Below are 12,018 nucleotides of genomic sequence, written 5' to 3'. Positions count from 1 at the left end.
GCCCAGGACTGACCCGGCCGGCAGCGCGACACCCGGCACCCCCGCGCTCCGTCGTCGTATACGGGTCCTAAGCAGCGCCCGGGCCGTCAAGGAACCCGAGCAGCACGGCGGCCTCGGCGTGGAGCCCGGCGGCTCGGTCTACATGCACGGGTGACGTCAACTGCGCTGCGGCTTCGAGGCGTTCGGCGACCTCGGCGCGGATGATCTCCACCACCCGGTGCTCGCTCAGCTCGCGCCGCGCCACTTCGGTGGCACCGGCGCCGACCGGCGACTGCTCCAGGGCCGCCGCGCGCAGCCCGACTCCGTCCTGGGGCACCGCCTCGGCGTTGTCCAGCGCGGCGAGCGTGGCGCGCAGCGCGCTCACCGCGGCCTTGTCGCGGGCGCGCATCGCTTCCGGCAGGGCTTGACGCATACGTAGACGCACAGACATGGCGGTGACCCTATGTCGATCGCCCGGCGCCCACAACGCGATATTCGTGGGCGCCGGGCGGGACGCGTTGGCGCCATCACAGGCGTCCCCATAGCGTGGAGGAGGGCACGACGACAGAGGGGTCGGACCATCCGGTGCGCGGGCAGCTGCCCGGGTGGGCGGCGCCCCCGCGGAGGGAGCCCCATGGAGAGCAACCGTAGGGAGAGCAACCGTACGGAGAGCAACCGTACGGAGGGTCGCGGGGCGGGACTCCGCGTGGTTGTCGTGGGGGCGACCGGCAACGTCGGCACGAGCCTGATGCGGGCCCTCGGCCAGGAACAGGCGGTGGGTTCCACCCTCGGCCTGGCCCGCCGGCCCTGTCGCCTGTCGATCGCCAAGGCCGCCTGGGCCTGCGTGGACGTGGCGGATCCGCAGGACAATCTGGAATCCCACTTCCGGGGCGCGGACGCGGTGGTCCACCTGGCCTGGCTGTTCCAACCCACCCACGACCCGGCCACCACGTGGGAGACCAATGTGCTGGGCAGTCTGCGGGTCTTCGACGCGGTGGCGCGCAGCGGTGTGCCCGCCCTGATCCACGCTTCCTCGGTGGGCGCCTACAGCCCCGGACCGAAGGACCGCTACGTCGACGAGTCCTGGCCCACTCACGGCTGGCCGGAGGCGGCCTACTGCCGGGAGAAGGCGTACCTGGAGCGGGTCCTGGACGCCTTCGAGGAACGCCACCCCGATATCCGGGTGGTCCGTATGCGCCCGGGCTTCCTCTTCAAACGGGAGGCGGCCTCCGAACAGCGCCGGCTCATCGCGGGCCCGTTGGTGCCGCAGCGACTGGTCCGGCCGTCCTTGATACCGATCGTCCCCGACCTCCCCGACCTGCGGTTCCAGGCACTGCACACGGACGACGCGGCCGACGCCTACCGTCGTGCGGTGGTCCGCGAGGTGCGGGGCGCCTTCAATCTGGCCGCCGACCCGGTCATCGACGGCTCCCGGCTCGCCGACCTGCTGGCCGCCCGCGCCGTACGGCTGCCCCAGCGGCCGGTGCGCGACGCGGTGGCGGCTGCCTGGCGGCTGCACCTCGTGCCGGCCTCTCCCGAATTGTTCGACGCGGTACTGCGTCTGCCGCTGCTGGACACGGCCCGCGCCCGCACGGAACTGGAGTGGACCCCGCGCTACGGCGCCGTCGAAGCCCTCGACGAGTTCCTGCACGGGCTCAGGGACATGGCAGGCATGGACACCGCCCCCCTGGCCGCGCGGCTGCCGGGCGGCCGGCTCCGCGAACTGGCCACCGGAGTGGGACAACGCCCCTGAACGCCCCTGCCCGGCGGCCCCTGCCCGACGGCCCTTGCCCGGCGGCCCTTGGCCAGGGGCAGGCCCTCCCGGCCGGGCCCGAGTAGACACTGTCTACTCGCCCTGGTAGACAGTGTCCATGCACACTGAGAGCTCCCTGCGGGAGCGGTTGATCGACGTCGGAGTGGACCTCGTGCTGTCCGAGGGCTCCGCGGCACTGGGGCTGCGCGAGATCGCCCGCCGGGCCGGGGTGTCGCACGGAGCGCCGCGCCGACACTTCCCCACGCACCACGCCCTGCTCTCCGCGATCGCCCGTCGCGGCTTCGCGGACCTCGGGGAACGGTTCACGGCCGCCCTCGCCGAAGCGACCACTCCACGGGCCCAGTTGCAGGCTCTCGCGCGAACGTACGTCGGGTACGCGCTGGAGCGCCGAGGCATGTTCGAGCTGATGTTCCGTCACGATCTGCTCGACAGCGAGCAGCAGCACACCTCGGACCAGCCGCGACTGCGCGAGTCGACCCTGCCGCTGTTCGACCGCATGGTCACCCTTGTCGACAGATGCCGGGCGGAGAAGGATGCCACGCAACTGCCGGACAGTGCGGGCGAGTTGGCGACCCTGGCACCCTCCGTCACGACCGCCGTCCTGTGGTCGAACCTGCACGGCATGGCACAGCTGTGGGCCTGGGGAAGTCTGCAACTCGCCCTGGGGAACGCCCGACTGCCCGGCGATACATCACAGCAAGGCGGCCGACTCGATCAACTCCAACAGCCCGATCAGAGCGATCAGCTCGATCGGCTGGTGGCGGCGGTGCTGGACACACACCTCGGCCCGGTGCGCACGTGATCGCGCACGGGGCGGCGTCGCCGCGGCGGCATGTCGCGCTCCTGGTCAGTGTGGCCGGTGCGATGCTCGTCGCGCTGGACGGCACGGTGCTGCTGGTGGCACAACCCGGTCTGCAGCGCGATCTCGGCGCGAGCCTGGCGCAGGTCCAGTGGACGAGCACCGGCTATCTGCTCGCGGTGGCCTCGCTCCTCGTCGTCGCCGGACGGCTCGGGGACCGGTACGGACACGGGCGGCTGCTGTTTGCCGGCGTGCTCGGCTTCGGAGCCGCCTCGGCCGGTATCGCACTCGCGCCGTCGATCGGCTGGGTGATCGGACTGCGCGCCGCACAGGGCGTGTTCGGCGCGCTGCTCCAACCGGCAACCCTGGCGTTGTTGCGAATGACCTATCCAGCGGACCGACTCGGTACGCCGGTCGCCGTCCGCACCAGCGCGATCGCGGTGGCCGCGGGAGCCGGTCCGCTCCTCGGGGGCGTCCTGGTCGCGCATCTGGGCTGGCGTTCGGTGTTCTGGATCAACGCTCCCCTCGCGCTCCTGATCGCCGCACTCACCCTGGTCGTACGGGCACCGGCACCGCCCTCCCCCGCCCGTTCGGAGCGGCTCGACCTCATCGGTACCACCGTCCTGACCGCCATGCTGGTGGTGCTGGTGCACACCCTGGCCGGGGTGCCGGCACATGGCTGGACCGCCGCGCCGACCCTGCTCGGGCTCGTCGCCGTCGTGGGCCTCGCCGTCGTCCTGGTCCGCCACGAACGCCGAATCGCGTACCCGGTCGTACCACCCGTCGTGGCGCGGTCCGTCCCGGTCACCGCGTCCATGGCCATCCTGTTGGCCGGCTCCGCCGGCCTGTTCGGCGCACTGTTCACGGCCACGTTCTATCTGCAGGACGTACTGCGCCTGGATCCGCTCGCCAGCGGTCTGCGCGTCCTGCCGCTGACCGCGCTGATGGTCCTCGGCGCGCCCGCCGCCGGCCGCGCACTGCGCCGATACGGTCCGCGCAGCACCGCGACCACGGGCATAGCCCTGCTCGCCCTCGGCATCGCGGAACTGTCCCGGCTCGGTCCGGACAGTGCCTGGACGGCGACGGGGCTGACGTTCGCCGTGATGGGCACGGGATTCGCCACCGTGATGGTCACCGCCACCGGGACCGTCGTCGGTGACGCGCCGCCCGGATACGCCGGGGTCGTCAGCGGGCTCAAACAGACCGCCATGAACATCGGCCCGACGCTCGGCATCGCCCTGGCCGCCAGCGCGACCGGACCGTCCGCACACGGCTCCCCCGCCACCACGGCCACGGCATTCGCCCCGGCCATGGGCCTGGCCCTGCTGGTCCTGGCCGGATGCGCGGCGCTCGGCCTCCTGCCTGCCTCGCTGCTGCCCCGGCATGCGAGCGCCCCGGCGAGAGCCTGAGCCGCTCGGCCGGGGCGACGCCGGACGAGGTGCCTGGCTGCCGAGGCCAGGCACGGCAGTCGCCAGGCGAGCTAGTCGCTAGGCGACGTGGTCGAGCAGGGCTTGCGCCTCCGCACGACGACGCCTGGCAAGGTCCCCATCGACATCGGCATGAGCGCCGACACCGGCATCGGCATCGGCATCGGCATCGGCATCGGCATCGACGTTGGCATCGGTGTCGATGTCGGCGGCGGCCGCGCCCTCCTCGTCGCCGTGGTCGGCGTAGTCGTCCAGGACGGACCGGGCGCGGGCGGCTGCCGCGGAGGTGCGGCCGAGATCGGCCTCCAGCCAGGCGGCCATCAGCCGGGTGCCGCTGTGGTCGTGGCGGGCGGAGCCGCCGAGGGCGGCGTAGACCTCAAGGGCCCGCTCCAGATGGACGAGGGCGGCCTCGTAGGCGGCCCGGGCCGAGCCGTCCTGGTCCTCCTCCCCCGGTTCCGACTCACAGGCACGGACCAGCAGTTCGCCGGTCTGCCGGTGGGTACCGGCAAGCTCGGACCGCAGCTCGGCGCGCCGGTCGTCGTGAACGCCGTCCGCGCCGTCCGCATCGTCCGCCCCGCCGGAACCGTCCGCGTCCTCAGGGACTCCGGCGACGGCGTCCGCGAGGATCCGCACCGCCCTGGCCATGAGGTCCCGGGCGGCCGGCAGCCCGCTGTCGGAGTCGCGCAGCAGAAGCCAGGCACGGGCGCGCACGGCGCGGGCCGCGCTGTCGGGACGGTCGAGGCCGAGCCAGAGTTCCTCGGCCCGGGCGTACGCAGCGGCGGCCTGTTCGTCGAACCCGGCCCGGTTCAGGGCGTCGGCGGCGAGGTGGGCGAGGACGGCGTGGTCGCGCTGTTCCTCCCAGCCCTTGGCGATGTCGGCGGCGAGGAGGAAGTGTTCGCCGGCCTGCCGGGGTTCACCGAGCACCGCCAGGCATTCGCCCAACCACCAGTGGGCCTGCACCACTTGGCCTTCCTGATGGTGCTCCCGGAGAGCCGGCAGAGCGCTCTCCAGGACCGCGGCCGCCTCGTCGAACCGTCGGAGGCGGAGCAGCGCACCGCCGAGCAGCAGTCCCGCCCACGCCCCGAGCCCGTCGCCCTCGTCCGCCTCCTCGGACGCGTCCGCCCAGTGGGTGGCCTCCAAGGCATGGGCGGCGACGTCGTTGTCGTCCTGCCCTGTCGCGGCCAGCGCTTCGGCGAGGAGGAGGTGCAGACGCGCGAAGCCCATCGGTGCGAACAGTTCCGCGCCGTGGTCGAGGGCCGCGCGGGCGGCCTGGACGGCCTGCTGCGGACGGCCCGACGCGAGGAAGAGTTCGGCGAGTCGGGCCTCGGTGTCCGCGGCCAGCCATGGGACGGCGGCCTCGTGGTACAGCTCGACCGCGCGGCCGTACAGCTCAGCGGCGTGCGGCAGCTCGCCGCGCCCGGCCAGCAGGCGCCCCAGGAGGGATGCGGCGTCGGCGATCCGGGACGGCATCCGCGGGTCCTCGGCGCGGTGTTCCTCGGCGAGGGCGAGCAGCGCACGGAGTTCGTCCGCGAGGGCGTCCGCGGCCGCCTCGGGATCCGGCGCTCGGTGCAGGGTGCCCAGACGGACGCGGACGGCGGCCAGCCGCACGCCGGTGAGCTGACGGGCCGTGGCCCGGCCCTCGGCATGCAGGGTGCTCAACTTCACAGCCAGCGCGTCGAGTTCGGCCAGACCTTCCACCAGGTGCCCGCCGACTGCCGTGGCGTGGGCGGCCCGCGCCAGACTGGCCAGGCTCTCGCCGGCGTCGCCCGCCTCCTCGTACCGCTCGGCGGCCTCGTGGAACAGCGCGACGGCGGTGTCCGGATCGGCGAAGGCGTCCATACCGGCGTGGTCGGCCACCTCGGCGCGGGCGCGCGCGTCCAGTGCGGTGCCGGTGCGCTCGGCCGCCACGGCGACCGCCCGCCAGGCGGCACGGGCCTCGGGATGCTGCGCCGCGGTACGCCGCTGGGCCTCCGCCAGCAGTGCGTCGACGTCGTCGGTGCCGGCGTCCGGCAGTGCGTCGGCGTGCCGGGTGCCGGCCGGCGGCGCCGGAACGGGCGCGGAGGCCGCCGCAGGGGAGCCGGTGCGGGCGCCCGTGGCGAGCCGGGCGCCGCCCACGCCGAGCGGGAGCCGGTCGGTGAGCGGGGTCTGGGCCAGCCGGTCGGCCAGCCAGGTGCCCACCCGGTCGGTGCCGTTGCGCAGGTCGAAGCGGCGGGCGAGGTCGTGGGCCGCGTCCCGGGTGCGGGTCAGGAGCTGTTCCGTGGTGACGAGGGCGGCGCCGGGCATCGGTACGGGGCGGTCGGCGTGGCCCAGTTCCACCAGGCGGCGCAGCAGCAGGGCGGCGGCGCCCTGCATCTGGAGCCGGGAGAGCGGTTCGTCCGCCATGTCGAGGTACGTCGCGTGCTCGGCGAGGATCTCCAGGCCGCGGGCCTCGTTGCCGGTCAGTGCGCAGAATTCGACGTGGCGGGCGATGGCCGGTACCAGGCTGCCGTTGCCGCGGGCCAGGCGGTAGCCGCGGAGGTGGTTGCGGCGCGCCTCGTCGAAGCGTCCCAGTCGCAGCAGCGGGAGCAGGGACAGGGCGAGGATGTGGTGCGGCTGCTCCGCACAGGACTGCTCGCCGTTCAGCACGGGTGCCCAGGCGTCGAGGGCGCGCTCGTCGTCCCCCGACTCGGCGTGCCACTCGCCCTGTTCGTTGAGTTCGCAGGCCAGGCAGTCGCTCATGCGGTCGCGGTCGGCGGCGTTCCACTCCGTGAGCAGCCGGACGGCCGCCGCCTCGTCCCCGATGTGCTGGGCAAGGTAGAACTCGGCCGCGCGGACGGGGCGCGGCGAGTGCCCGGCGAGGCGGTAGTGCCGCTCCATGTCCGGCAGCCAGCGGCGCACGGACACCAGCGGGATGTCCGGGTTGCCGACCAACCCGTACACCATCCACTTGAACTGCCAGTGCAGCCGGTGCAGGGCCGGACCGCCGAAGTCCTCGGGGCGCTCGTCCCACATGCGCAGCAGCCGTGCGAACGGCACGAGTGCCCTGCCGCTCTCCGAGCTGAACTGGTACGAGGTGACCAGTTGCAGCAGCGCGTCCAGCAGCAGCGCCCGGTCGTCGGTGGTCTCGGCGAGGGCGACGAGTTGTTCGGCCCGGGCGTTGCGGGCCGGCCCGTTGGGTTGGGAGTCGATCTCCCGCAGGGCGCGGCGGATCTCCTCGGGCGTGTGGAGCGGGTGGGCGTCGGTCGTCATCGGGCCTCCCCCTGGCCGTCGGATTCGGGGTGCGTGGCCCACTGGAGCAGGTCCAGGAAGGCACGGTTGAGCAGGGCCGAGTCGGCGGGCCGCAGCGGGCGTTGGGCCATCAGCAGCGCCTGGCCGTAGAGCGCCTGGGCGGCGGTGCCGGCGAGGTCCGGATCGCCGATCCGGGCGATCCTGCGGACCAGCGGGTTGTGGTGGTTGAGGACGAGCCTGGCGCGCGGTGCGCCGCCGCGCAGGCTGCCGAGGATGCCGGCCCACAGGTCGTCCGCCTGGGCCTCTTCCTCGGCGCGGGCCCGCTCCTGACGGGCGGAGCGGTCGTCGAGGTGGAGGGCGGGGACGGTCACCGGGTGGAAGGTGCGCAGGACGACGTCGCAGTCGAGCGGGTCGAGCTTGTTCCGGGCTGCGGCGAGGAATCCGGACAGGGCCAGTTCCTCGGCGGGATCCACCGGGTCGAGGTGGGCGGTGACGGTGTCGGCGTCGAGTTCGGCGACCGCGGTGCCGGGCCGTACCGTCGGCAGCAGCTCCACCAGTTCGGCATCGTAGGTGTAGCCGCCGTTGACGACGCCGATGCCCTGGGCGGCGGCGATCGCGGCGACCTGCCGGTACTCCTCGACGGTGCGGGTGAAGTGGACGACGGGGTGCCGGCGGGCGAACTCCGCCAGCGGCAGCGGACCGTCCGTGGTGTCGAACGGCAGCCAGGGCAGCATGGTGGTGAGCACGTCCCGATCGTGCCTGGCCAGCGACTTCACACCGAGGTGGTGCACGGACAGGAACTGCGCCAGGCGTTCGGGCTCGCCCGCCGCCAGTTCGGTGAGCCAGTCCTTCAGGCGCGCGCCGAGGGCTTCGCGCACGGCCGCGAGGGTCTCGTCGGAGTACAGGCTCTCCCGCGAGGCGGTGGGTCGCAGGCTGTCCGTGTCGATGACGCAGCGGACGAAGAACGCCCAGTCGGGCAGGAGTTCGTCGGCCCGTTCGGTCAGCAGCATGCCCTTGAGGTGGACGCGGTGCCCGGCGCGCTGGGCGGGGCTGACTGCGGAGGGCAGGACGTAGGCGACGCCGCGGACGCCCGCGACCGGGAGGTCAAGGTCGATGGCGTCGAGCGGGGTGAAGCCGAACTGCTGGTGGCAGTGGGCGGCGAGAGCCACCCGCCGCGCGGACGGGTTGGGGTGGCGGCGCTCCCAGACAGGCGGGCGGTCGGTGATCGGCTGGTCCCCGACGCGCACGTCGTGCGGCAGCAGCGATCCGAAGTCCTTGGCCAGGCTCAGTACCCGCTCCTCGCGCAGCCATTCGGCGGCGCCGGGCCGGGCCGTGAGGTGCACCGTGGTGCCGGGTTCCGGATGGGCGTCCGCGGGGAGCGTCCGCACGGTGTACGAGCCGTCGTCGCGGGCGGTCCACTCCACAGGCAGTGCCGAGGCATCGCGCGCGGAGCGGCTGACGACTCGGATCTCCTCGGCCACGACGAAGCAGGCCAACAGACCGATGCCGAACTGGCCGAGGAAGTCGGCCCGGGCCGACTCCAGGCCGTCGCGCTTGGAACTGCGCCCGATGGTGGCCAGCAGACTGTGCACATCGGCCTCCGTCAGGCCGACGCCGGTGTCCGCCACGTGCAGCCCCTCGGCGCCGGCGGTGATCCGCACGCGGGCCGGGCAGTCGGGCTGTTCCGCTCGGCGCGCGGTGATCGCGTCCACGGCGTTCTGCAGCAGTTCCCGCAGATAGACCTTGGGGCTGGAGTACAGGTGGTGGGAGAGCAGGTCCACCAGTCCGCGGAGGTCGACCTGGAAGGTGTGCGGTATGTGATCAGCAGTCATTCGTCCGTGCGCCGGCCGGGGCAGGTGCCCCGGCCGGCGCGGGCAGGGCGGCCCGGGGCCGCCGGTGATGGTCGGATCCGGCCATCATAGGAGCGACGGCACGAAGCCGACCAGGAAATTCCGCGTTGAGCGCCATCCCTCGGCGCACGGTCTGCGCAGCGCCGCCCCGCACGAAGCGGTACGGCCCGAACCGTGCGCCGCCGTGCCGCACGACGACACCGGTCGCCACGGCCCCCGGGCCGTCCGTCAGTGGATCTGACCCGCCTGGTAGTTGCCGGCCGGCTGCTGGGTGATGACGTTTCCACGGTTGAAGGCGTTGATGACGGCGATCTGCACGACCAGGTCGGAGAGCTGGTCCTCGTCGTAGTACTTGGCGGCGTTCGCCCACACCTCGTCCGGGACACCGCCGGCCGCGTCCGCGATGCGGGTGCCCTGTTCCGCCAGCTCCAGCGCGGCGCGCTCGGCGTCGGTGAAGACCGTGGCCTCGCGCCAGGCCACGACGAGGTTGAGCCGCACCGCGGTCTCCCCGGCCGCGGCGGCCTCCTTGGTGTGCATGTCGATGCACCCGGCACAACCATTGATCTGACTGGCGCGGAGCATCATCAGCTCGCGCGTGGCGGCCGGGACCGTCGACTCTGCGAGCGCCTTGCCCGCGGCGATCAGGTGCTTCATGGCCTTCGCGGCAACCGGGCTGGTCATGGGGTTCAGGCGAGCTTCCATCGTGCACTCCTATGTCGTCGTCAGTGGTTACACCCCCTTGGACGAGACAGCCCCCACCCCTTGTGACACGCACGAATGTGACCTGCGCCTCCCGCACACGGGCGGTTCCTCACGCCGGCCGCTCAACTCGTGCGGGGTGTCCGCCTCATCACCGACACGGTCCGCGCTCAGGTCGCGTCGGAAGCGGCGACGCCCTCGGCCACGAGGAGCGCCAGCAGGCCCGGAAACCGCTGCTCGACATCGGCCCGACGGAGCGTCGCCATACGGCTGTTGCCCCGGTCGACCTGGCGGATCAGCCCCGCCTCGCGCAGCGTGCGGAAGTGATGGGTGACCGTCGCCTTGCCCACCGGCAGCGCGAAGGAACTACAGGTACGGGCCTCGCCGTCGGGCCCGGCCGCCAGTTCCCGCACCACGCGTCGCCGCAGGGGGTCGGCCAACGCCGAGAGGACCCTGCCGAGTTCCATCTCCATCAGCTCGGGGTGCCCCTCCTCGTCGGGCATCACCATCACCTCCACCTCAGGTACGGCTTGCATCGCACCTTGCCGGCCGCTAGCGTCCCCTCGTCAAGGTACGAGAACAATCGTACCTATCCCAGCGGAGGCTTCCATGACCCAACCCTTCACCCTCGTCGGCACAGCCCACCCCAAGCCCGAGCGCACGGAGGACCTGCGCCGGCTCCTGCTCTCGTTCGTCGAGCCGACCCGGCAGGAGCCCGGCTGCCTGGAGTACCACTTCCACGAGGACCGCAACGAGCCGGGCGTGTTCGTCTTCTACGAGGCATGGCGAAGCGAGGCGGATCTGAACGCCCACCTCGCCCTCCCCCACCTCCGGGACTTCTGGGAGCGGCGCATGGACTACCTGGAGCGCGATCTGGAGATCCGCTACCTCACGATGCACAGTCCCTACGACCCGCGCGAGGAGCGGGCCGAAAACAATGCCCTCATCGTCGACAATGTCCATGCACCGCATGGACATTGAGAGCCGCCCGACGCTCCGGGGGCATAACTTTCCTATCAAAACACGCCATTTCAGGAGCTTGCGGGAACCCTGCGCTGCACAGTCGACTCCACTCTCGTAGAGACGCACACCGGTGCGTCTGACGCGAAGTGGGGGCAGAATGACACGTATGGCGCAACGGCCGATGGGAGCGCGGAGGGCGACCGCCGGCTCCGCGGCGGCGCTGGCCGCCGGGATGGCCCTGGTGATCGGGGCGGCGGCCCCTGGGCAGGCGGTCCCCGCAGCGGCGGCTGCCGGGGCACGGTCGGTGCCGAACTGCGGCGCGCCGGCCACAGGCGTCGCGGGCACCACAGACGTCGGGGGCACCACAGGCATCACCGGCACCACAGGTGATGCCGTCATGGCCGTCGGCACCGGAAGTGCGGCGCAGAAGCTTTCCTACAGCCTCGCGCCGGAGGCACCGATCGGCCTCTGGTCGTCCTCGAACGTCACCCTGCGGACTCCGGTCTCCAAAGGCACCGTCCATCTGGACGTCACCACGCAGGGCTTCATCGCCGCTTCCCTGATGATCCAGCGCTACGACGAGAAGAGCCACCGCTGGCTCGATCTCAACGTCCGGCCGGACAGCGGTGATCGACCGAACACGGGGAGGTTCTCCTTCCCCCTCTCCGTCGCGGCGGGCCCCGGCCGCCCCACCACGGTGGCCCTGCGGGTCCAGGCCATCGACCGCCCCGGCCGCCTGGCCGTGACCGCTTCGGTGGACGACGGCCACGGCCACACCTATCGCGCACCGACGCGCAACGCCGTCGTCGACCGGCCCACGACCACGGTCACGGGCTGGTCGCGCGGCACCGGCCTGGTTCGTGGCGGTACGGCGAAGGAGTTCGCGCTCACGGTCAAGAACACCACCAAGCGGGCCTACCCGGCACTGAACGCGGGCTACTTCGCCTACGGGCAAAGCGGCAGTCGTGCCGTGGCGCCCAAGGATCTGGTACTGCAGCAGTATGTGCCCGGCCGTGGGTGGCAGCGCGTCTCGTTGGTGCCCGGCGGCTGCGACCCGGGCATGAGCGCCGAGCTGATCCCGACCGCCAAGACGCCGCTGGCGCCCGGCGCGACCGCCGTCTACCGGATGCGGCTGGCTGTCGCGGGAGACGCTCCGGTGACCGACGTCGACGCGGGTGTGACGGTGGGCACCGGCGACACCTCGTTCTACTACCAGGCGTTGCCGTTCAAGATCCGCACCAAGTAGCCCTGCCCGCCCTGGCGGACGCCTCGATCACGCACGGGGAGTCGGGGGGGGAAGGAGAGCGACCGGGCCAAGGC

10 protein-coding genes are annotated in these 12,018 nt (G+C 72.6%); 5 read left to right on the top strand and 5 right to left on the bottom strand.

What is annotated here, in order from left to right:
* Window positions 1-67: 67 nt before the first annotated feature.
* The gene (locus tag K2224_RS31995; RefSeq protein ID WP_221912079.1) at window positions 68-388 is read right to left on the bottom strand and encodes a hypothetical protein; all 321 of its coding nucleotides are present in this window, start codon (window positions 386-388) and stop codon (window positions 68-70) included.
* A 339-nt stretch (window positions 389-727) separates the two neighbouring features.
* Here K2224_RS31995 and K2224_RS31990 point away from each other — a divergent pair, with 339 nt between their 5' ends.
* The 3 genes from K2224_RS31990 (at window position 728) to K2224_RS31980 (ending at window position 3,961) form a co-directional block, all read left to right on the top strand.
* Window positions 728-1,732 carry an NAD-dependent epimerase/dehydratase family protein gene (locus tag K2224_RS31990; RefSeq protein ID WP_399021267.1) on the top strand — a complete coding sequence of 335 codons (1,005 nt, stop codon included), beginning with the start codon at window positions 728-730 and terminating at the stop codon, window positions 1,730-1,732.
* A gap of 118 nt (window positions 1,733-1,850) precedes the next feature.
* The gene (locus K2224_RS31985; RefSeq protein WP_221910671.1) at window positions 1,851-2,555 is read left to right on the top strand and encodes a TetR/AcrR family transcriptional regulator; all 705 of its coding nucleotides are present in this window, start codon (window positions 1,851-1,853) and stop codon (window positions 2,553-2,555) included.
* A 62-nt stretch (window positions 2,556-2,617) separates the two neighbouring features.
* Complete coding sequence (locus K2224_RS31980) at window positions 2,618-3,961, top strand: MFS transporter (protein WP_221912077.1); 1,344 nt, start codon at window positions 2,618-2,620, stop codon at window positions 3,959-3,961.
* Window positions 3,962-4,039: 78 nt separating this feature from the next.
* On the opposite strand, the gene K2224_RS31975 is transcribed toward K2224_RS31980, so the two are convergent.
* The 4 genes from K2224_RS31975 to K2224_RS31960 form a co-directional block, all read right to left on the bottom strand.
* Window positions 4,040-7,207: a tetratricopeptide repeat protein gene (locus K2224_RS31975; RefSeq protein ID WP_221910670.1), complete on the bottom strand. Its 3,168-nt coding sequence runs from the start codon at window positions 7,205-7,207 to the stop codon at window positions 4,040-4,042.
* On the bottom strand, window positions 7,204-9,018 hold the full coding sequence (locus tag K2224_RS31970) for an HSP90 family protein (protein WP_221910669.1): 1,815 nt from the start codon (window positions 9,016-9,018) through the stop codon (window positions 7,204-7,206). The genes K2224_RS31975 and K2224_RS31970 overlap by 4 nt, the downstream gene beginning before the upstream one ends.
* 246 nt (window positions 9,019-9,264) lie before the next feature.
* Window positions 9,265-9,738 carry a carboxymuconolactone decarboxylase family protein gene (locus K2224_RS31965; RefSeq protein ID WP_221910668.1) on the bottom strand — a complete coding sequence of 158 codons (474 nt, stop codon included), beginning with the start codon at window positions 9,736-9,738 and terminating at the stop codon, window positions 9,265-9,267.
* A 167-nt stretch (window positions 9,739-9,905) separates the two neighbouring features.
* Window positions 9,906-10,238 carry a helix-turn-helix transcriptional regulator gene (locus K2224_RS31960; RefSeq protein ID WP_221912076.1) on the bottom strand — a complete coding sequence of 111 codons (333 nt, stop codon included), beginning with the start codon at window positions 10,236-10,238 and terminating at the stop codon, window positions 9,906-9,908.
* 106 nt (window positions 10,239-10,344) lie between these two features.
* Between K2224_RS31960 and K2224_RS31955 the strand changes: the two genes are divergently transcribed.
* Window positions 10,345-10,716, top strand: coding sequence for a putative quinol monooxygenase (locus K2224_RS31955; protein ID WP_221910667.1), 372 nt, complete (start codon window positions 10,345-10,347; stop codon window positions 10,714-10,716).
* 148 nt (window positions 10,717-10,864) lie between these two features.
* A complete protein-coding gene (locus tag K2224_RS31950) occupies window positions 10,865-11,944 on the top strand; it encodes a hypothetical protein (protein WP_260693599.1) in 1,080 nt (359 codons plus the stop codon).
* The last annotated feature ends 74 nt before the right edge of the window (window positions 11,945-12,018 follow it).

This window comes from Streptomyces sp. BHT-5-2 (assembly GCF_019774615.1).
In the GTDB taxonomy this organism is placed as follows: Bacteria; Actinomycetota; Actinomycetes; order Streptomycetales; family Streptomycetaceae; genus Streptomyces.
The sequence above is the reverse complement of the archived record's forward strand: the minus strand, read 5'-3'. Positions and strand labels throughout refer to the sequence as shown.

Coding starts and splice junctions, on each gene's coding strand:
- K2224_RS31995 (WP_221912079.1), bottom strand. CDS start 388: ATGCGCGCCCGCGACAAGGCCGCGGTGAGCGCGCTGCGCGCCACGCTC.
- K2224_RS31990 (WP_399021267.1), top strand. CDS start 728: ATGCGGGCCCTCGGCCAGGAACAGGCGGTGGGTTCCACCCTCGGCCTG.
- K2224_RS31985 (WP_221910671.1), top strand. CDS start 1,851: ATGCACACTGAGAGCTCCCTGCGGGAGCGGTTGATCGACGTCGGAGTG.
- K2224_RS31980 (WP_221912077.1), top strand. CDS start 2,618: ATGCTCGTCGCGCTGGACGGCACGGTGCTGCTGGTGGCACAACCCGGT.
- K2224_RS31975 (WP_221910670.1), bottom strand. CDS start 7,207: ATGACGACCGACGCCCACCCGCTCCACACGCCCGAGGAGATCCGCCGC.
- K2224_RS31970 (WP_221910669.1), bottom strand. CDS start 9,018: ATGACTGCTGATCACATACCGCACACCTTCCAGGTCGACCTCCGCGGA.
- K2224_RS31965 (WP_221910668.1), bottom strand. CDS start 9,738: ATGGAAGCTCGCCTGAACCCCATGACCAGCCCGGTTGCCGCGAAGGCC.
- K2224_RS31960 (WP_221912076.1), bottom strand. CDS start 10,238: ATGCCCGACGAGGAGGGGCACCCCGAGCTGATGGAGATGGAACTCGGC.
- K2224_RS31955 (WP_221910667.1), top strand. CDS start 10,345: ATGACCCAACCCTTCACCCTCGTCGGCACAGCCCACCCCAAGCCCGAG.
- K2224_RS31950 (WP_260693599.1), top strand. CDS start 10,865: ATGGCGCAACGGCCGATGGGAGCGCGGAGGGCGACCGCCGGCTCCGCG.